The organism is bacterium (assembly GCA_023382385.1).
In the GTDB taxonomy this organism is placed as follows: domain Bacteria; phylum Electryoneota; class RPQS01; order RPQS01; family RPQS01; genus JABWCQ01.
In genome coordinates, this window is record JAHDVH010000002.1 from 473,118 (window position 1) to 491,990 (window position 18,873).

Sequence of the window (18,873 nt, forward strand, 5' to 3'; positions counted from 1 at the left end):
CGTTTCAATTTCGAGAGGGAGTGAAACGGGCTACTACTTGGGTTTTCCGACTTTAATCAGATACATGTCGGTATCGCCGTTGCCATAGGAGGTGGTGGTTCCGGAGAGCACGTATCCGTCGAGCGCAGTCTGCACATCATAACAGATTTCGCTGCCGGGACCGCCGTAGGCGGTGCTCCAGAGGAGCGAGCCTTTGCCATCGATTTTGAAGAGCAGCGCGTCACTTTCTCCGGCGCCCCACGAGCGCGTGCTTCCGGCGATGAGGAAGCCGCCGTCGGATTCCGCAATGACGGAGTAGGCATGGTCTTCATAGTTGCCGCCGAAGGTGCGTGTCCAAAGTGTATCGCCGGAGCTGATGGTGCGCACAATCCAGCAGTCATAGCCGCGCGGGTCGGCGGGACAGCCTCCGGCGGAGCCTACGAGCAGAAATCCGCCGTCGGGAGTCTGCAGGAGCGCGTTGCCGATGTCGTATTTGCTCTTCCAGTAAACGCGTTCACTGAGCACGACGCCTTTCCAATCCACTTCAGTGAAGAGCCACGCGGCTTCTTCCTTGCAGAGTTCTTTGGGTTCGCGCTTGGGTGAACCGACCCACGGGAAGTGCAGGTCTTTTGCGGGTTCGGCAGGTCGAGCGTATGCGGGAATATCTTTGGTGACACCGAGCGCGGCAATTTTGCCGTCACTGATTTCGATGATGGCGTTGGCCTGTTCGCCCGGGAAGTTGCGGGTCCAGACGACGACGCCGGGCTTATTCATTTTGACCAGATTGTATGCGCCCTTTTGGTCGAGGGCGTTGCGTCCGGCGCTGATGAAACCGCCGCCGCGAGCGTGCAGAATATCTTCGGTGAAGTCGCCGCCGCGGTCTTCGGATATGCGCGACCACTCAACATCGCCTTCGTAATCGGTTTTGACCACGTAGAGGTCGGTGCCGGAGCCGCCGGGTCCTCGGGTGGAGCCGCCGAGCACAAAGCCGCCGTCGTTGGTCGTGCGCAGTGAGCGGGCAGAAGAGACGCCGGCGCCCGGATAGCTTTTCTGGAAGATCAGGTCGCCGTAGAGTCCGAGCTTGAGAAGGCACATTTGGCGAGTGCCGGATTGCGAAATGCAATCACCGGCGAGCACAAAACCACCGTCTTCGAGGGCAAGCACCGCGTAGGCACCGTCATCCTCCGGGCCACCGAAATGGCGTGCCCAGCGTGGTTCCGGCGCGCGGTCATAGCCCTGCATTGTGGAGGCGGGTGCCTGCGCAAACGCCTGCAACGTTACGCAACCGAGCAGCGCGAACGACAGCAATAAATTTTGCAAATGCTTTTTCAAGTCGTGATACTTAAAGTACTCCGAAGTCCAAGCCATAGTCGGGCAGCACATCGCTGATTCTCAGCCGCTCCCGATCCTGCCATTGCTTCTGTGCCAGACGAATCAGAACTTCCGCGTGTGGACGATGCGCGTGCGGGTCATCCGGAATGCGCGTGTTCCACAGTGATTTCAATTCCTGCGGCAAGGTCGTGCAACCGGGACCGCAGAGGATGCAATCGTCGGGCATCCAAGCCGCAAGACCTGCGGCATCGAGCACGGCGCGGGGTTTGGGGTTTGACCCCAGAACCTCGGCAAACCAGCGCTCTTTGCGAGCCTGCACGAGCACGGCGACGCGGTTGTGATTCGGCAACAGAAATTGTGCCAGCACCTCGAACGAGGGGACCGGCCACAGCGGTACATCCAAACCACGTGCCAAGCCGTGCGCGAAGGCAAAACCCACACGTAAACCCGTAAAAGAGCCGGGTCCGGCACCGATGGCAATTGCGGCAAACTGTGCCGGACGAGCGTCATTCTGCACGAGCAGCTCTTCAAAGGCACTTTTTAGTTGGTCGCGGTCCGGCAACAGGAGTTCACGAGTGCCGTTAGGCGTAGCGAGACCGAGGAGCGTTTCGCGGCCTGAGGAATCTATAGCAAATATCATGAATGAGGTTCACTCAGGAGGATGGAGCGATGCAGCGGGTCGTCGAGGAATTGCAGGTGGATTTGGTAGCAGGAGTCGGGGAGGAGTTCGGCGATGCGTTCTGGCCATTCAATCAACAGGATGCCGTCGCGTTCGAAATATTCTTCGAGGCCCATTGCCATGAACTGATGCGCATTTTCGATACGGTAGAGGTCGGCGTGATAGAGCGGCACACGGCCGACATATTCGAGCACATAGTTGAAGGTCGGAGAGAGAATTTCTTCGCGCACGCCGAGACCGCTGCCGATGCCGCGGGCGACTACGGATTTTCCCGCACCGAGTTCACCGGAGAGACAGACGACATCGCCCGGGCGGAGCCGCTGTGCGAATTCCTCCGCCCAGACGAGAGTTTCTTCCGGTGAACGGGAGATCATTGATAGTCGTAGATCATGATCGGCGCGATGCCGTTCATGCGCAGATAGACGGTGAGCGCGCCGCGATGATGCCAGTGTTCATCGACGGCGAAGAGGGGCAATTGCCACGCGTCGAAGGAGGTTCCCCACGCATCGACTTTTTGATTCAGGTCGGCGTCGGTGATCGAGTCCCAAGTCTGCATGGCGCTGGCGAACATTTTATCGACAAAGGCATTGAGGTCGGCCTTCGACTTGAAGTTGCCGCTGGTGTCCTCGTAGAACTTACCGTCTTTCGCCATTTTCATCAAGGCATCGAGCGCGCCGTACATGTGTTGAACGAGTTCGGTATATGAGCGGACTTCAGGGGTGGGCTTGTAGTTCAGCTTGTCCTCAGGCATTTGGTCAATGATTCTGCGGGTGACACCGTGAACCATTTTGAAGTAGTCAATGCGGGGCTGAAGCATAGCCTTCTGCATGTGCATGAGTGGGTCCTGTCAGATTTTGGTTTTATGGGATTTAGGGGGAAATGGGTAGATTGGGACCCACAATATATGAACATTTGGGCAAAGAGTCAAGGGGGGAGGCGAAAAATCTTCTAAGCGCAGTCTTTTCTTGAATTTACCGGATGGATTCTGTGCCTGAGATGACGACCTGCTCAGGCGGTCGGCTGTGCATTCGAGTGGCAAACCACTTTGACAAGATTCTTCAGCCGCAGACGGCTTCAGAATGACAAGGTGTTTGAAAGGTCAACCAACATCGACGGGCGTTTCCATGAGATAATGCACGCCGGAGAGAACTGCACCGATGATGACGAAATACAAGAGGACGCGGAAGACCGTTGAACGGTTGTAGCCCAGAAAAGCGAGATAGAGATAGAGCGGGATAAGCCCTGCGGCGAGACTGGCCGTCAACATGAACCAGAGCGGCTGGCGCGCATTTTCCAGCAGCAGGTAAACGACGAATCGAACGGCACCGCTGATGACGACGACAAAGAGCGCCTGCCGGAAGCTGAAGAGGTCATCTTTTTCGAGAATGACAATCAACAGCCACAGCAGCGCGGCGCCGCCAAGTATGCCCCACATGGGAGCTCCTGAAGTTGAGTTGCGCGATGGGCAGCACGATGGCCGCCCCTACAATTTTCTATCCCTCGACGGACAACACGAACGGCTCTTCGAGCGCCAGACAAACCCAGCGGAGGAAGCGCGCGGCATCGGCTCCGTCAATCAGCCGATGGTCATAGGAGAGCGCGAGCGGGAGAATGCGGCGCGGTTCGAACTCCTTGCCGTTCCAGACGGGCTTGGTCTGCGTGCGCGAGACACCGAGAATTGCGGCGTCGGGCTGATTGACAATCGGAGTGAAATTGGTGCCGCCGATACCGCCGAGATTCGAGATGGTGAAGACGCTGCCCTGCATTTCGTCGAGTGCGAGTTTTCGGTCACGGGCGCGCGCGGCGAGCGTCGTAAGTTCTATGGAGAGCTCAGTGAGATTTTTCTTGTCCACGTCGCGCACAACGGGCACGAGCAGACCGCGTTCGGTGTCGACGGCAACGCCGATGTGAAAGTAGTCCTTGAAGACGACTTCTTCAGAGGCGAAATCGAGACTGCCGCGGAAGTTCGGAAAGACTTTCAACGCGGCGGCGGAAATTTTCAAGAGAATCGCAGTCATGGTCAGCGCGCCGCCGGCTTTTTCGACACGCGGAGCGAACTGTTTGCGCAGCGCTTCAAGCTGCGTGACGTCGGCTTCATCGAACTGCGTGACCTGCGGGCCGGTACTCCAGTCGCGCGAGAGTTTTGTGGCGGTGGCGCGGCGCACATTGGACATCGGTTCGCGGTGTGTGTCGCCCCACTTCGTGAAGTCGGGCAGCGGCTGCGGTGCGAGCGAGCCGACTGCGGCTCCGCCTGTCTGCGGAATTTTGGCAGACGAGCGCACGTAGAGCTTGACGTCGTCAATCAGAATTCTTCCGCCCGGACCGGTGCCGGAGACTTGCCCGAGGTCGACGCCGAGTTCGCGCGCGAATTTGCGCACGGCGGGACCGGCGGGCAGCACGCGGTCGTCCTTGACGTGTCCGTTGGTTTCGGGTTTAGCCGTGAACGGCTGCGCGGCAGGTGCGGGTTCCGTCTTGACCGCAATCGGTTCAGGTTTTTGCACGGGCGCGGGCGTCGCTGCCGGTTGAGGCGGAGCAGGTACGGCAACCGGAGCGGAAGTCTGCGCCTGCACGGCTCCTTCGATCTGCATCACGACCTGATCGATCGCGACCTTGTCGCCCTGCTTAATCAGAATCTTCGTGACTTTACCTTCGACATCCGACGGCACTTCCATCACGGCCTTGTCGGTTTCGAGTTCGAAGAGCGGCTGCTCTTTTTTGACGGCGTCGCCTTCCTTGACGAGCAGCTTGACGACGTCGCCTTTGGTGATGCCGTCTCCGAGGAATGGTATTTTGAAATCAGGCATGGTTTAGTTCGCCTTGATGTTATTCTTGTTATGTCGTCATTCTGAACGAAGGCTTGGCGTAGTGAAGAATCCCTCAGGAATTCTGCGCGTGCGTGACATAGAATAGCTTGATTCAACGAAGGTCCAGCTCAAGATTTCCATCCTGGCGGAGTCTCCACTGGTTTTCTCCAACATGTTCACCAACCGCTGCGAGCTCGTTAAGTATCGTTTGATTCTCGGGGGTGATTCCGTTCTTCAACAGAGGCATGATGTAGAGAATTACCTCATCAGTTGTGGGACTCTTTCGTTCAGCACCACACCTTCTTAAGTAGGAAATCAAGAAGTATCTTATTCGGAGCTCAACGGGTAACTGCGCTCTAAACTTCTTTTCCTTCCTCATGTGAAACTTATCTTCGTCTTCATGATACTCGAAGTTATCCATAAGGAGAGGTGTCAAGTCTTTATACTCTTTGCTAAGAATATCAAGAAAACCCATTTCAAGTCCCTTCATGATCAACTCATCATTTATGTCTTCAAGTCGAGCCCCATTCTTGCTCGCTATGACAGACTCAATGGTCTCGATGATTAGGTCATAAACGCTCGTACCTTGTACAATTCTAGCAATACGTCGTGGATTCCTGACTTTCCTAAAATTGATGATTAGCTGCCCTTGTAACACCGAGAACGGGTTTTGCCGTTTCTTGAAACTCGCAGCCCCATTGCCTTGCGCAACAGTGCCAACGTACTCAAATCCACAAGCTTCAGCAGTTTCGAGAATAAAATGCCAATATTTGGGATCCTTGTGGGCAAATACGAAACTCATCCACCTGTCGTACTTCATGACGCGATACATTTCACGTATGGCGGCACCAAGAGAATCCTTGTATGATTCAACCGTGTGGTTTCTCGACCCATCTTCAATCGTTTCGCGCTTGTAGTCGCTTTCGCTTACCGGAAGTCCAAGCCATTCATTCCACATGACGGACAAATCAAGGTAATTGATTTTTGACCCATACGGTGGGTCAGTGTAAACATAATCTATCGATTCCGAATTCACGGAATCAAGTAATGCGGCGTCCCCTTTCAATACTACCGACTCCCTTAGGCTCTTCTCGTCTATTGCCGCATTTAACTCTTTTTGCGCTGCAATGATCTTCTTAATTTTGGTCCGAAAAACACCAGCAACGTTGAGATGAACCTCAGCGGGTGCGAGTCTGTATCGAAAATAGCGGAATGGGCCGTTATCGCCGCCGCCTTCGGCTCTCGCTTTTGAGGGATGATAAGTTCTGTTAACCTTGCTAATCGTACCTGAGAAGGCCAACAACAAGACTTTGCGAATATCCTTATCTCTGGTCTTTAGAATCTCTTTCCGCAATATGGCAAGTTCGCACAATTGTTGGGTTGTAAATAGCTCCTCGATATGTTCAACATCAGAGGTAGGAGGTAGCAACGTTCCTTTGGGGTACTTAAGTGTCTTGAGCAACGCTTGAGCGTGACGCTTCGATTTGGGGCGTTGGGATTCAAATCGTTCGAGTAGTCTTTCCACGGACGACGTCAACTCGTGAGGCACAACAATTGTCAGGAGCGACTGCACGAGGAATTGTGACATTGGATTTAAGTCAATGTGAATTGCCTTTCGTCCGGTCACAATTGCTTCAATCGCAGTAACACCGCTTCCACCAAAAGGATCAAGCACAGTGTCGCCTGGTTGACTATAGTACTTAATGTACTCTTGAACGACGTTCCACGCTTGTTTTGTAAAATAGCCGTGTACCCCGAAATGTCTTCTTGCTTGTTGCTTCTTCACCACGATTTCCGGTAAGAGCGAGCGTGTTGAGTAAAACTGAGAGTCTTTTTCTGATCGCTTGGTTGCTTGCGAATGTTTCACTGCCCGAGCACCAAAGGCACTTGGCGACAACAGTTCGATCACATCATTCCAGTGCTTATCTAGATCTTTGATTCTCCAAGAATTAAGGGGTTTTACTCCTTCGCGATTCCAAACAACAAAGTCTATTCCATTTGAGATCGCATATAGATTCACATTTATTTCGGGGTGCAATGCGTAGAAGTAAGCCTGCTCTCTGTGCTTTGCTTTTGACGCCAGTTCTTTTGGCCCCTTGGCATCAAGTACCCAGGCTGGTTTCCCGTCTACCTCCATCAAGTAGTCAGGAATCGATGTCACCTTTCGACTCTTTGAACCAATCTGCACAATAGGGTGCGTGATTCGTGGATTGCGACGTACACGGGTTTTGCCCCTGTGTCCATATCCAAGCGCCTGCAATATTGGACTCAGAATAAGTTCACGAACGGACTCTTCGGTGAAGTCGTCTGCGTTAACTGAATCAAAATCAAAGTCATTCAGAGGATACGTGTTCATGTTGCTGCCTGTTCCCCTATGACACCCAGGGGTCGCGTTTGTCGCCGGTGATGTTGAACTCTTTCATGTGCGCGGCGACGACTTCGGGTTTGACTTTTCCTTGCAGCGCGAGTTTACTGAGCGCGGCCTGCACGATGTAGGGTGCGCTGACTTCGAAGAAATCGCGGAGTGCGGTGCGGCTTTCGCTCCGGCCGTAGCCGTCGGTGCCGAGAGAGTGGAATTCGCCGGGGACGTAGCTGCGCACAAGGTCGGGCAGCGTTTTCATGTAGTCGGAAGCCGCGACGGTCACATCCGCGCCGTCCTTTAGGGCTTGCGTGATGAACGGCACGCGCGGCGGCTCGGTCGGATTCAGCATGTTGTGCCGCTCGCAGGCCAGCGCATCGGTGTAGAGGGTCTTGTAGCTGGTGACGCTGTAGACATCCGCAGCGACTCCGTATTTCTCGGACAGCAGCTTCTGCGCTTCGAGCACGGAGAGCATGATGGAACCGGAGCCGAACAGATTGACGCGCGGCCGCGCCTTCTTGTCCTCGGCTTTCTTATAGAGGTAGATTCCCTTCAGCACGCCTGCTTCAACGCCTTTCGGCATTTCGGGATGCGTGTAGTTCTCATTCTGGATGGTCAGGTAGTAGAAGATGTCCTCCTGCTCCTGATACATGCGGCGCAGACCGTCGCGGATGATGAGCGCGAGTTCGTAGCCGAAGGCGATATCATAGACCATGAGATTGGGCACAGGCAGCGTCAAAACGGGACTGTGGCCGTCTTCGTGCTGCAGCCCTTCGCCGTTCAGAGTCGTGCGTCCGGCGGTCGCTCCCATCATGAAGCCTTTGCAACGGATGTCGCCGGCAGCCCAGACGAGGTCGCCGATACGCTGCGGGCCGAACATCGAGTAGAAGGTGAAGAAGGGGACGGTGTTCAGTCCGTGCGTGGCGTAAGCGGTTCCCGCGGCGACAAAGCTCGACATGGAACCTGCTTCGGTGATGCCTTCTTCGAGAATCTGTCCGTCGGTGGCTTCTTTATAATAGAGAAGGGACGCGCGGTCCACAGGTTCGTAGAGCTGTCCGATGCTGGAATAGATGCCGACCTGCCGGAACAGCGCTTCCATGCCGAAGGTGCGCGCTTCATCGGGAACGATGGGGACGACGAGTTTGCCCCAAATGTCGTCTTTCAGGAGTTTGGCCAAAATGCGTACAAAGACCATCGTGGTGGAGACTTCGCGGTCGCCGCTGCTCTCGAAGAACTCCTGCCAGAACTCTTTTTTCGGCGGTTCCAGCGGCTGGACTTCCACTCTGCGCTGGGGCATTGGTCCGCCGAGTTTTTCGCGGCGCTCTTTGATGTAGACCATCTCGGGGCTGTCCTGCGGCGGCTTGTAGAACGGCGTGGCGGCAATGGCTTCATCGGAAATGGGAATGCCGAAGCGCGTGCGGAAGTGCATCAACTCGCTGTCATTGAGCTTTTTCTGTTGATGCGTGATATTGCGGCCCTCTCCGGCTTCACCAAGACCGTAGCCTTTGATAGTCTTGGCCAGAATCACGGTGGGCTGTCCCTTGTGTTCGACGGCGGCTTTGAATGCGGCATAGACTTTTTCGGGGTCGTGTCCGCCGCGCCGCATCTTGGAGAGCTGTTCGTCCGAGAGATGGTCGACCAGTTTGAGCAGTTCGGGGTCCGCTCCGAAGAAGTGCTGGCGGATATAGGCACCGGACTCGACGGTGTATTTCTGGTAGTCGCCGTCGACGGCCTCGCCCATCCGTCTGACAAGTTTGCCGTGCGTGTCTTCGGAGAGCAGGAAATCCCAGTCATTGCCCCAGATCACTTTGATGACGTTCCAGCCGGCACCTCGGAAGATGGTTTCGAGTTCCTGAATGATTTTGCCGTTGCCGCGAACCGGGCCGTCAAGCCGCTGCAGATTGCAGTTGACGACGAAGATGAGGTTGTCGAGTTTTTCGCGTCCGGCCAGACCGATTGCGCCGAGCGCTTCGGGTTCATCGGTTTCGCCGTCACCGAGGAAGGCCCAGACGTGCGAATCGGTATGCGGTTTGAGTTGACGGTTTTCGAGATAGCGATTAAAGCGGGCCTGATAGATGGCCATAATCGGGCCGAGTCCCATCGACACGGTGGGGAACTGCCAGAAGTTGGGCATCAGCCATGGATGCGGATAGGAGCTGAGTCCGCCTTCGGGTCGAAGTTCATGTCGGAAATTGCGCAGTTGCTCAATTGAGAGTCGTCCTTCGAGGAAGGCGCGCGCGTAGATGCCGGGGGACGCATGCCCTTGGAAGAAGATCTGGTCCGCTCCGTCGGGGTGCTCCGGTCCTTTAAAGAAATGGTTGAAACCGATTTCGAAAAGGGTGGCGGACGACGCATAGGTGGAGATATGTCCGCCGATTCCGTCTTCGGCGCGATTGGCCCGCACGACCATTGCCATAGCGTTCCAGCGAATGATGCTCTTGATGCGGCGCTCGATTTCGCGGTTTCCGGGAAATGCGGGCTGTCGGTCGGCGGGAATCGTATTGACGTAGGGAGTGGTCAGGGGGAACGGCGCAGAGACGCCGCGCTTTTGGGCATGAATCTGCAGCCAATGCATTAGCTCTCGCACACGCTCGGGGCCGCCATGCCGATATTCGTATTCAAGCGAGTCAATCCACTCTTGAATTTCGATGTCTTCAGGCTGGGCCAGTCCGCGGTATGGATTGTAGGCGGAACCGTCGTGGATATTCTCCAGAGTCATGGCCGGTTCAGCCGGAGTGGGAACACTCATGTTGGGTCCTTTCATAACTTTAATGCCACCGTAGCGGTTAGCCATCTGGGGCGTAATCTCGCTTGGGACAGCCCCTAATATACCCATTTTCAGCTCGAGATTCAAACCACGGGAGTCAGGGCATGGTTCCACGGGTGCTACGGAATCGATTTTGGTCGGGCTTTTGTCGACGCCTACTCCACATATCGGCTGGTGAATTGAACTCGATTTTAGCAGGACGTATTCGCGGGAAGAGGCATTCCCCACTGAAAATTTTTGAATTGCTCGCGCGCGCAACGGAGAATTTTCGCATTGCGCAGCAAGCATTTCACTTGTATGCGCGTGCCGAAGCAGGGGAGCTTCGCAGTCCGTTCGCCCGAATATCCGGTGCGGCTTCATGCCGATTGCAGAGCAGCGCGAGTCCCGCAGAAGTTGCGGAATCCGCCCTGCGAACCGACACTCAACTTACTCTGTTTTAATAACTTCTCTGCCTGCGTGCGTACGACGGCTCGGTCGCAGTGACTCACGCGCGGAGCACTTTGCAAGCGGGGGGCTTGCACTCGGCGAAAGCTCCGCGGGTGTCTTCAGCAGTCTGCAAAACGAGCGTTGAGGCGGGAGAGCATGGACGAAATCGGGAATGAATTTCAGTCTTATGCGGAGCGCTCGACCCTCTTGACAAGAATTACAAAGTGCATATATTTGCGAGTGTGTATTGTCGCGTGTGCCATGCGCGTGACATTCTCCTTTGGATTCGTGCCCGCGTCACCTGTCGGAGCGGGCCTTGATGATAGATCACTTGGACCGCCGCACGGTCCGAAACATCACACGGGGCGCAGTCCGTCCCCCTGTCGGGCCATTTACTGACTGCAAGATAATCCCTGACGAAAACAACCCTCGCACAAAGGAGACAATCCATGGCGACGAAGAAGAAGGCAAAGGCCGCCAAGAAGGCCCCCAAGAAGAAAGCCACGGCCAAGAAGGCCGCGCCGAAGAAGGCTACGAAGAAGAAAGCTACGGCTAAGAAGGCCGCCAAGAAGGCCACGAAGAAGAAAGCTACGGCCAAGAAGGCCGCCAAGAAGGCCACGAAGAAGAAAGCCGCCCCGAAGAAGGCCGCCAAGAAGGCGACAAAGAAGAAAGCCGCCCCGAAGAAGGCCGCCAAGCCCAAGGTGAAGCGTAAACCCAATGCCGCGTTCATGGCTCCCATGATGCCGTCGGCCACGCTGGGCGACGTAATTGGCGCAAAGCCGATGCCGCGCACGGATGTGACCAAGAAGATTTGGGACTACATCAAGAAGAACGGCCTGCAGGACAAGACGAACAAGCGGATGATCAATGCCGACGACAAGCTGATGAAGCTGTTCGGCAAGAAGCAGGTCTCCATGTTCGAGATGACCAAGCTCGTCAGCAAGCACCTCTCCCCCGCCAAGTAAGTGCTCTAAGCACCCCCGCCTGATAGAAAGCCCCGCAACGCACGTTGCGGGGCTGCTTTTTTCCGCTGGAAGGAAACCAGCTACGGATTCGCCAAGACCTGATAGAATCTCTGTTCAGTCGCCGTGCTGTCCACGAAAACGGTGTTTAGGACGGTGGCAATCACTTCCGAGTTCAAGAAGTCGGGGTCGGTCGCGGCCACGATATCATAGCTGGCCGCTCCGGCCACGGCCTGCCAGCGCAACGTGACGGTGCTGTCGTCGTTAGCATGAATCGTCAGCGCTTGCGGCGGCTCAAGAATAGAACTCACGTTCAGAACAAGCAGAGTGGTGTCGGCCTGATTGTTCGTGTCGCGCACACGCAAGGTCAACGGAAAACTGCCTCCCGTGCCCGGCGTTCCCGTCAAGTGTCCGTTAGCAGCCAGCGCAATGCCATCTGGCAGCGTGCCGCCAATCAGGGAGAAGGTATAGTTGCCGTTGCCGCCGATGGCCACCAGCGTGTCCGCATACGGGGAAAGCTGCGTCCCTTGTGTGAGGGAGCTGTTCAGAAAGACGGGCTGCAACGCTTCGTTGGAGACAGTCTTCAGAAACCACGAGTTCGGGTCGAAGCTCAGCGAAGAGGGAGAATAGCCGAGGTCAAACAAGTATTCCGTCCGGTAGGCGCTGCAGACTACAGTGTGCGTGACCGTTTGTGCTCCGCCGAAACGCAGCTCGACTCTGTTGGTAAACGGAAGCGGCGGGACGTTGTGAATCTGGCGCAGCCGCACGGCGGTTTTGAGCGCGCCGTCCACCGTTCCGGTTCCGTATGACACGCGGTAGCTCGGGCGATTGGTTGCGTAGAGGTAGGCGTAGACAAACGGTGTGACGTCATAGCCCACCACATCTGACATGGCCAGCAGGAACTCTTCCGTGTCGGCGTTTCCGTACTCAAACCGTGCGCGGTACTCGCGCAGACCGGCAAAGAACAGCGAGTCGTTTTGAATTGCGCCGCGCAGCGTATGCAGCACCCATGCGCCTTTGTTATAGACGGTATTGCCGCTGAACAGGTCGGAGGGGTTCACAATCGGCCCCGAGGGATCGGTGACGGGCTGTGAACTGACCATGTAGCTTTGCAGCGCCGAAGCTCCGCCAAGGTGCTCGAACCACAGTGCCTCGCTGTAGCTGGCAAAGCCCTCGTTCAACCAGATGTGCGGCCAATCGGCGAGCGTGACCATGTCGCCCCACCACTGATGCGCGAGTTCGTGGACGAGAATCCAGTCGTAGGTGCCCGCGCCGTTCACAAGGCCTCTGCCGTACGACGTGTTGCACTGATGCTCCATGGCACCGCTCCAGCGGAACATGGAATGGCCGTATTTTTCGCCCATGAACGGATACTCGCCGAAGAGTTCCGCGAAGAGCGCGATGGCATCGGGCATAATGTCAAAGTCCGCGATGGACTGCGTCAGCTTTTCGGGATAGACATAATATTCGAGCGGCAGACTGTCGCCGGAAGTCGAGACATACCAGTCGTCAAATTGAACGTAGTTGGTGGCGTTCGCGACAATCAGGTAACTCGAAATCGGATACTTTTCGAACCAGCTGAAGCGTTTCGCGCTGGCAGGGAGCACGGTGACAGATTCCAGCACGCCGTTGGATGTGGCGGTCAGAGTATCTGCAACGGTCAGATGAATGCGCGCGCTGTCGGCTTTGTCGTCCGGCAGGTCCTTACACGGCCACCAGTCGCGCGCGCCCAGCGGTTCGGAGAGTGTGGAGATGGAAGGCACGTAGTAGCCGGGAGACACCAAGCGGTCGAACCAGTCAAATGTGGAAATCCCTCCGCCGAGACAGGGTCTTCCGTGATAGTAAACGGAGAGCAGAAACTCTTCGTCAAGCGCGTAGTCACGTTCCAGCGAAGCCACGATCTGATAGTTGGAGTGCACGAAACTCAGCACTTCCCCGCCGGCCCCGCGCACGGAGTCAACAGTCAGCGTGTCACAGAAGTCGAGCACCACATCACGGAAATTAGTCAGCAGAGCGCGTCCGTGAACATCCGTGCGTCCTGTGATCTGTTGCCCCGTGAAATCACGCAAATCAATCCAAAGTTCGTAATACAGGACATCAAAGTCGTTTTGCGTTTCATCCAGCGTAGCATGTTCGCGGTTTTCCAGCACGCGCTGCCAGCGGCGTGCTTCCCGGTTATGAAAATCCGTCGGGTTAGCAGGCGGAGTTTCATCCAACTGAGCACGAAGTGTCAGCGGAGCGAGCAGAATCAGTAGTAGGGTCCAGATCATCGAGAGGCATTTCCAGTTACATCGTCGTCATTGCAATAATTTAGTCTGTTCTGAGTGCGTGCGCAAGTCAAAACTCGTTGCTCAAAATTCGGTTCTGTAGTATATTAATCTATCTGACCATCACACTTGCCGGAGGATTACCCATGGGTTGCTTGAAAGGTCTCCTCGAAGTTATTCTGTATGTTGAGAATATGCAGGAAATGGTGGAGTTTTACCGCGATGCCATGGGGCTTCGGGTCAGCTATCCTCCGAATGCCTCTGACTATCGCAAAGAGGAGTGGGTTGTCTTCAGCACAGGTCCGTGCAGCCTGTGCCTCCATTCCGGCGGCAAGCGGCGGATTGGTAAGGATGCTCCCTCTTTAGTATTTAGAGTCAATGACATAGAGGTCGCGCGGGATGAGCTGACGGAGCGGGGTGTCCCGATGGGCGAGCCTCGTGTGGTTGCGCCGGAAATCTGGATTTGCGAGGGTGAGGACCCTGAGGGGAATCGATTTTCGATTGAATATACATCTAAAAAACAATCTGTTATGTAGATAGTTTTTTAAGCGGTTCGCAAACCGCTTGACTTTTTGAAAATCATTTCGTAGTTTTACGAAAGACGAAACAAGCTATGCAAAACGCACCAACATTTACGGTCCATCCACCGGATTCCTCTCGCGAGGATCAGGAACTTGCCAAGCTGGCACGGGCTTTAGGTCACCCGCATCGTGTGGCCATCATCCGCTTTCTGCTGCAGAGTCCCGGATGTATCGTGGGCGATATTGTGGAGCACTTGCCTGTGGCTCCTTCCACTGTGTCGCAACACCTGCGCAAGTTGAAAGAAGCGGGGTGGATTCACGGGGAGATTGACGGGCCGAAGATCTGCTACTGCATAGAGACGCGCGCGCTGCAGCGCTTCAAAAAGGTCTTTGACCTGTTGACGGAGTCGTGTTGTTAGAGGATTCCTGACGTCAGACAAACGCGCTAATAGCGCATGGAAGACCTTGCCGGAGAGTCTTCCGGTAAGACATACGAGCAGAAACAGAAGGAAGGCTATGGAAACTGAACTGAACATTCGCGAGGTTGTGCGCGAAAAGTACGGGCAGGCGGCACGAGGCGAGAGCTGTTGCGGAACCTCGGGCTGCTGCGGCGCAACCAATGTTGAAGATATTGCAGCTGCCATCGGCTACTCGGAGGAAGATCTGAAAGCGGTGCCGGACGGTGCGAATCTCGGGCTTGGCTGCGGTAACCCGTTGGAGTTTGCCGATGTGAAGCCGGGTGAGACAGTCTTGGACTTGGGCAGCGGAGCGGGCTTCGACGCCTTCCTTGCGGCACGTAAGGTGGGACCACTGGGCCGCGTCATCGGTGTGGATATGACTCCGGACATGCTGGCCAAAGCGCGTGCAAATGCAGAAAGCATTCAAGCCCGCAACGTCGAGTTTCGTGAAGGAATCATTGAGGATTTGCCGCTCAAGGATAACGCGGTGGATTTGGTGATTTCGAACTGCGTCATCAATCTTTCAACCGACAAGCCGAGAGTCTTCAACGAGATTGCACGAGTGCTGCGGCCCGGCGGACGCATGCTCGTCTCCGATCTTGTGCTCAATCGCCCGCTGTCGGAAGCGTTGAAGAACAACGTCGAAGCGTACGTGGGTTGTGTGGCGGGCGCGTCCCTGAAGGAAGACTATTTACGCTATGCACGCGAAGCCGGCTTGACGGACGTCGAAATTGTCAACGAAATTCAATATGACGTGGGACTGTCCGAAATCGGCGAGGCGCTTCGCAGCGAAGCACTGGATGCCGTCGCTTCGGTGAAAGTGCGTGCCTTTAAGCCGAAGAGCGGAGCCTGCTGCGGGAGCGATTGCTGTCAATAAACTGCAATATCTCACTTCGTTTCAGACTGAAATGAAGGAAGATATCGAGAAAGACCCGGCACTTGTCGGGTCTTTCTGTGCTTGAAAATGTCCTTTGAATTGCGTATCTTAAGAAATTGAATATTGCCGACGCACGTGCTCAATTCAATGAAAATAAACCAATAGAGGTCCATCCCATGGCTTTCACCGCCAAAGATTTCGGCACCAAGATTCTTGAACTCGACGGCATTTCCAAAAAGACCTGCGAAGAGCATCTAAAGCTCTACAACGGATATGTAAATAAGACGAACGAAGTGCTTGAAAAGCTTGCCGCGCATGATGGCGCGGGAGCGAATCAGGTGTATTCCGAGATTCGCGGACTGAAGGTGGACTTGAGTTTTGCGATAGCCGGAATGCAGAATCACGAAGTCTATTTCGCGCACTTGACGCCGGGCGGCAGCGCGCTTTCGGGCGACCTCAAGAAGCAGATAGAGAAGGATTTCGGAAACTACGACAAATACATCGCGGATTTGAAAGCTTCCGGCATGGCCGCGCGCGGCTGGGTTTGGCTGGTGTGGTGGGAGGACGGCAAGCGTCTGCTCAACTGGGTAGGCGACGCGCAGAATTCATATCTTGCGTGGAACATGAAGCCGATTATGGCGATGGACGTTTATGAGCACGCCTACTTTATCGATTACGGCGCGGCACGTCCCGCCTACATTGAGGCGTTCATCAAGAATCTGTGCTGGGAAACCGTCGCAAAGAATTTTGATGGCGCGCGCCGCTGAGCACCACGGCTGACCTGCGGATCACGCGTTTCACTTTTGCAGGTATAGGGGCGTGCCGTGAGGTGCGCCCTTTTGGTGTCACCAGAGAAGAGGATACTATTTCATGAAGTTTTTGTTCATTACGATTATTGGAGCTATGCTCATGTCCACGGCGTCTGCACAAATCAACTATGGCTGGGTGAAGGAACTGCCCGACACCGGCTATGATGACGCCATCGCGCGCGTCACCGAACTGTTGAAGGAAGAAGGATTCGGAGTGCTTACGGAGATTGATGTTCAAAGCACGTTGAAGAAGAAGATCGACATGGATTTCCGTAAGTACGTCATCCTCGGCGCGTGCAATCCGCATCTTGCCTCGCAGGCTCTGCTCGCGGAACCGCAAATAGGGTTGATGCTGCCCTGTAATGTCGTCGTGCAGGAGCGGGAAGGCGGCGGATCGATCGTGTCCATCATTGATCCCAAGGCGATGTTCCTTTTCATTGAGAACGAGAACCTGAAACCCGTCGCCGCGTCGGCCGAGGAAAAACTGCAGAACGTGCTGAAGAAGCTGTAGAAATTACTTTTGATTACCAAAACAACAAGCGGGGCGCATTAAAGCGTCTCGCTTTCTGTTTGTCTAAATAACGCTATTAGCGCAGTAAGAGCAGTTTTGTCGTAGCGAGAGTTTTGCCGTGTGCGTGCAGCGCCGCGAAGTAGACGCCGCTGGCGAGCCGGTTCATGTCCAAACGGACGGAGCTTTTCGATCTTATATGTTCAGCGTGTATTCGCACAGCCTCGCGGCCCGTCACGTCATAGAGAACCACGTCATAAGTCCCCGGCGTGCGAACGAATATTGACAGTTGCGCAACCGCATTGAACAGATTCGGAAACACTTCGAGTCGAAATTCGCTTGGCAAAATCGGCAGTATGTCGTTCACTAAAACTTCACTCGTATCCGCACTATCCGGCGAAGAAGTCAGCCAGGGGATGAACTCGACGCCGTTGCCGACCTCCGAACCCATGCCATTGGGATTCTACGCACTGTTGAATGGTCCCGTCGAATCTCCCCACCAATTCTCCCGCGCATCGAAATTGTTTCCCGAACCTCGAGCGGCCAGCCCTTGCGGCAGAAAGGAGTTGTTGCGCGCGATAACCGGATTCTGCGACCCGCCGCTTGCCAGAACATCCGGCAAATCTTGAGGCTGAAGGTTCAAAAACGTATTGCCGGTCAGCGTGCCCGCGCCATTCAGATAGATCCCCGTAGCCAGCGCATGATTCAACCCCAAGCAGTCTACGAACTCGTTGTCTTCGATGACTGCGAGATTGCCTGACGTCTGGTTCATGCAATTGGCGTTGATCTGGATCATGCCGCTCTGATTCGCGGTCATTCGATTGTTTCTGAATACATTATTGCGAATCACAATTGGCGGATCTTCGACTATCGAACAATTGACCCCGACTTCGATAACCCACATCGCGTTCTCAATTCCCTCGAAGACGTTGTTCCCAATTCTCATTCCACCCGTAGGAAAGGCAACCAAAACGGAAAATGCCGTCACGCTTGGGCCGAACCGGCAGTTGCGAATCGTGATGTCTTCACCAATCGCGTTCAAGAAATGACCGTACTGGGCGTTACGTTTGAATTCGCAATCTTCAATTAGCGATCTGCTGTAGCCTGTGACCATTGCGTACGCGCTTGCTTCAAACATGCAACGATTCACTTGAATTCGACCGTTGCTTGAGGGCCGAATGGCATCTCGAACACAACCAAGAAAGCGGGAGTCGGTGACCTTGATGTCCATTCCACCTCGAATGGCTGCCGACACTGAATCAAATCGGCAATTTTCAATAAACAACGCGAATGCCGAGTTTTGAACTCCGCCCGATCTTGTTGCGAAACTTTGTCGAAGCTCAGGGCGGTTGAGGAAAGCAATGTTCTTGACAGTGGTCGTGTCCCCGCGCGCCTCAAACGTCGAGGGCGTATCCAGTCCTGCGGCGATCGGATCAAGCACGGTTCTTAACTCTTCGGTTGTGTCGGCCTGAAACTCTCCAAGCAGCGTGACCGAGTGCAGTGGACCAATTAAGAACTCATGGTAAGTTCCCGGTGATACAAGCACCGTGTCTCCGGCCGCCGTTGCGTCCAAGGCAGATTGAATGGTTGCGTACTCCGAAGGAACCGGCAGCACTGCGGCGCGCACGGCGACCGCAAGGCCACTCAATATCAACCAAAGGAGTGTGGATTTGAGATTCCTTATGGAGTGCATGAGCTGACTCCATAAGAAAGACACGCCCAGGCCTTGCAATCTGACGCGCATTCGTTCTCGTCGTCGCCGCATCCGGACGCGTTTGGGCACGGGATCAAGCAAACGTAAGGGACATAGGTCCTGTTTGAGTCCAGCAGGTACATCGATGGTCCCGAAGTGTCGCAGCCGCCACTCTCGCAATTGTTAGAGTGGTTGTTCGTGAGATAGTTCTCCGTTGCGCCGCTGAGAATAAGGAGGTTTGCGCAGGATTGACAGTCGGAGCACTCGCCGCCGCTGTAACAGATAGCCTCTGTCGAAAGTGTATATGTTCCATCGCACGCAACCGTGAATTCATGGCGGGTGCAATTTGTTGTCTAGCCCGGTGTGCACTCCGCCTCAGAACAACCAGTGTCACAAAAACACTGACAGTCTGTGCAGGCCACACTCGAGGTG

Annotated in this window: 17 protein-coding genes; 6 read left to right on the forward strand and 11 right to left on the reverse strand. The window is 55.0% G+C overall.

Annotated elements, in window-relative coordinates:
- Nucleotides 1-33: 33 nt before the first annotated feature.
- From KJZ99_06210 to aceE, 8 genes are all read right to left on the reverse strand, one after another.
- Nucleotides 34-1,347, reverse strand: coding sequence for a hypothetical protein (locus tag KJZ99_06210; GenBank protein ID MCL4305488.1), 1,314 nt, complete (start codon nt 1,345-1,347; stop codon nt 34-36).
- Nucleotides 1,322-1,951 (reverse strand): tRNA (adenosine(37)-N6)-threonylcarbamoyltransferase complex dimerization subunit type 1 TsaB, encoded by a 630-nt coding sequence (gene tsaB, locus KJZ99_06215; protein ID MCL4305489.1) that lies wholly within the window; start codon nt 1,949-1,951, stop codon nt 1,322-1,324. The genes KJZ99_06210 and tsaB overlap by 26 nt, the downstream gene beginning before the upstream one ends.
- The gene (tsaE, locus tag KJZ99_06220) at nt 1,948-2,364 is read right to left on the reverse strand and encodes a tRNA (adenosine(37)-N6)-threonylcarbamoyltransferase complex ATPase subunit type 1 TsaE (protein MCL4305490.1); all 417 of its coding nucleotides are present in this window, start codon (nt 2,362-2,364) and stop codon (nt 1,948-1,950) included. Before tsaE ends, tsaB begins: the two co-directional genes overlap by 4 nt.
- Nucleotides 2,361-2,825: a DinB family protein gene (locus tag KJZ99_06225; protein MCL4305491.1), complete on the reverse strand. Its 465-nt coding sequence runs from the start codon at nt 2,823-2,825 to the stop codon at nt 2,361-2,363. Before KJZ99_06225 ends, tsaE begins: the two co-directional genes overlap by 4 nt.
- A gap of 264 nt (nt 2,826-3,089) precedes the next feature.
- Nucleotides 3,090-3,425: a hypothetical protein gene (locus tag KJZ99_06230; GenBank protein MCL4305492.1), complete on the reverse strand. Its 336-nt coding sequence runs from the start codon at nt 3,423-3,425 to the stop codon at nt 3,090-3,092.
- A 58-nt stretch (nt 3,426-3,483) separates the two neighbouring features.
- Complete coding sequence (locus tag KJZ99_06235) at nt 3,484-4,794, reverse strand: 2-oxo acid dehydrogenase subunit E2 (GenBank protein ID MCL4305493.1); 1,311 nt, start codon at nt 4,792-4,794, stop codon at nt 3,484-3,486.
- A gap of 112 nt (nt 4,795-4,906) precedes the next feature.
- Nucleotides 4,907-7,150, reverse strand: coding sequence for a type I restriction enzyme HsdR N-terminal domain-containing protein (locus KJZ99_06240; protein MCL4305494.1), 2,244 nt, complete (start codon nt 7,148-7,150; stop codon nt 4,907-4,909).
- 16 nt (nt 7,151-7,166) lie between these two features.
- On the reverse strand, nt 7,167-9,872 hold the full coding sequence (gene aceE / locus KJZ99_06245; protein ID MCL4305495.1) for a pyruvate dehydrogenase (acetyl-transferring), homodimeric type: 2,706 nt from the start codon (nt 9,870-9,872) through the stop codon (nt 7,167-7,169).
- 923 nt (nt 9,873-10,795) lie between these two features.
- Here aceE and KJZ99_06250 point away from each other — a divergent pair.
- Nucleotides 10,796-11,311 (forward strand): SWIB/MDM2 domain-containing protein, encoded by a 516-nt coding sequence (locus KJZ99_06250; protein MCL4305496.1) that lies wholly within the window; start codon nt 10,796-10,798, stop codon nt 11,309-11,311.
- Between the two features lie 80 nt (nt 11,312-11,391).
- On the opposite strand, the gene KJZ99_06255 is transcribed toward KJZ99_06250, so the two are convergent.
- A complete protein-coding gene (locus KJZ99_06255) occupies nt 11,392-13,578 on the reverse strand; it encodes a M1 family metallopeptidase (GenBank protein ID MCL4305497.1) in 2,187 nt (728 codons plus the stop codon).
- A 143-nt stretch (nt 13,579-13,721) separates the two neighbouring features.
- Between KJZ99_06255 and KJZ99_06260 the strand changes: the two genes are divergently transcribed.
- From KJZ99_06260 to KJZ99_06280, 5 genes are all read left to right on the forward strand, one after another.
- The gene (locus KJZ99_06260) at nt 13,722-14,111 is read left to right on the forward strand and encodes a VOC family protein (GenBank protein ID MCL4305498.1); all 390 of its coding nucleotides are present in this window, start codon (nt 13,722-13,724) and stop codon (nt 14,109-14,111) included.
- Nucleotides 14,112-14,188: 77 nt separating this feature from the next.
- Nucleotides 14,189-14,515, forward strand: a complete 327-nt coding sequence (locus KJZ99_06265) for a winged helix-turn-helix domain-containing protein (GenBank protein ID MCL4305499.1) — start codon at nt 14,189-14,191, stop codon at nt 14,513-14,515.
- Between the two features lie 97 nt (nt 14,516-14,612).
- Entirely contained in the window at nt 14,613-15,431 is an 819-nt protein-coding gene (arsM, locus tag KJZ99_06270) for an arsenite methyltransferase (GenBank protein ID MCL4305500.1), read from the forward strand.
- Between the two features lie 176 nt (nt 15,432-15,607).
- Nucleotides 15,608-16,198: a superoxide dismutase gene (locus KJZ99_06275; protein ID MCL4305501.1), complete on the forward strand. Its 591-nt coding sequence runs from the start codon at nt 15,608-15,610 to the stop codon at nt 16,196-16,198.
- Nucleotides 16,199-16,340: 142 nt separating this feature from the next.
- Entirely contained in the window at nt 16,341-16,751 is a 411-nt protein-coding gene (locus tag KJZ99_06280) for a DUF302 domain-containing protein (GenBank protein MCL4305502.1), read from the forward strand.
- A 76-nt stretch (nt 16,752-16,827) separates the two neighbouring features.
- Here the strand turns inward: KJZ99_06280 and KJZ99_06285 are convergent, their stop codons facing one another.
- Both KJZ99_06285 and KJZ99_06290 read right to left on the reverse strand, forming a co-directional pair.
- Nucleotides 16,828-17,199, reverse strand: a complete 372-nt coding sequence (locus KJZ99_06285; protein ID MCL4305503.1) for a T9SS type A sorting domain-containing protein — start codon at nt 17,197-17,199, stop codon at nt 16,828-16,830.
- Nucleotides 17,200-17,211: 12 nt separating this feature from the next.
- Nucleotides 17,212-18,441, reverse strand: coding sequence for a hypothetical protein (locus KJZ99_06290; GenBank protein ID MCL4305504.1), 1,230 nt, complete (start codon nt 18,439-18,441; stop codon nt 17,212-17,214).
- Nucleotides 18,442-18,873: the final 432 nt, after the last annotated feature.

Coding starts and splice junctions, on each gene's coding strand:
- KJZ99_06210 (MCL4305488.1), bottom strand. CDS start 1,347: ATGGCTTGGACTTCGGAGTACTTTAAGTATCACGACTTGAAAAAGCAT.
- tsaB (MCL4305489.1), bottom strand. CDS start 1,951: ATGATATTTGCTATAGATTCCTCAGGCCGCGAAACGCTCCTCGGTCTC.
- tsaE (MCL4305490.1), bottom strand. CDS start 2,364: ATGATCTCCCGTTCACCGGAAGAAACTCTCGTCTGGGCGGAGGAATTC.
- KJZ99_06225 (MCL4305491.1), bottom strand. CDS start 2,825: ATGCACATGCAGAAGGCTATGCTTCAGCCCCGCATTGACTACTTCAAA.
- KJZ99_06230 (MCL4305492.1), bottom strand. CDS start 3,425: ATGTGGGGCATACTTGGCGGCGCCGCGCTGCTGTGGCTGTTGATTGTC.
- KJZ99_06235 (MCL4305493.1), bottom strand. CDS start 4,794: ATGCCTGATTTCAAAATACCATTCCTCGGAGACGGCATCACCAAAGGC.
- KJZ99_06240 (MCL4305494.1), bottom strand. CDS start 7,150: ATGAACACGTATCCTCTGAATGACTTTGATTTTGATTCAGTTAACGCA.
- aceE (MCL4305495.1), bottom strand. CDS start 9,872: ATGACTCTGGAGAATATCCACGACGGTTCCGCCTACAATCCATACCGC.
- KJZ99_06250 (MCL4305496.1), top strand. CDS start 10,796: ATGGCGACGAAGAAGAAGGCAAAGGCCGCCAAGAAGGCCCCCAAGAAG.
- KJZ99_06255 (MCL4305497.1), bottom strand. CDS start 13,578: ATGATCTGGACCCTACTACTGATTCTGCTCGCTCCGCTGACACTTCGT.
- KJZ99_06260 (MCL4305498.1), top strand. CDS start 13,722: ATGGGTTGCTTGAAAGGTCTCCTCGAAGTTATTCTGTATGTTGAGAAT.
- KJZ99_06265 (MCL4305499.1), top strand. CDS start 14,189: ATGCAAAACGCACCAACATTTACGGTCCATCCACCGGATTCCTCTCGC.
- arsM (MCL4305500.1), top strand. CDS start 14,613: ATGGAAACTGAACTGAACATTCGCGAGGTTGTGCGCGAAAAGTACGGG.
- KJZ99_06275 (MCL4305501.1), top strand. CDS start 15,608: ATGGCTTTCACCGCCAAAGATTTCGGCACCAAGATTCTTGAACTCGAC.
- KJZ99_06280 (MCL4305502.1), top strand. CDS start 16,341: ATGTCCACGGCGTCTGCACAAATCAACTATGGCTGGGTGAAGGAACTG.
- KJZ99_06285 (MCL4305503.1), bottom strand. CDS start 17,199: ATGGGTTCGGAGGTCGGCAACGGCGTCGAGTTCATCCCCTGGCTGACT.
- KJZ99_06290 (MCL4305504.1), bottom strand. CDS start 18,441: ATGCACTCCATAAGGAATCTCAAATCCACACTCCTTTGGTTGATATTG.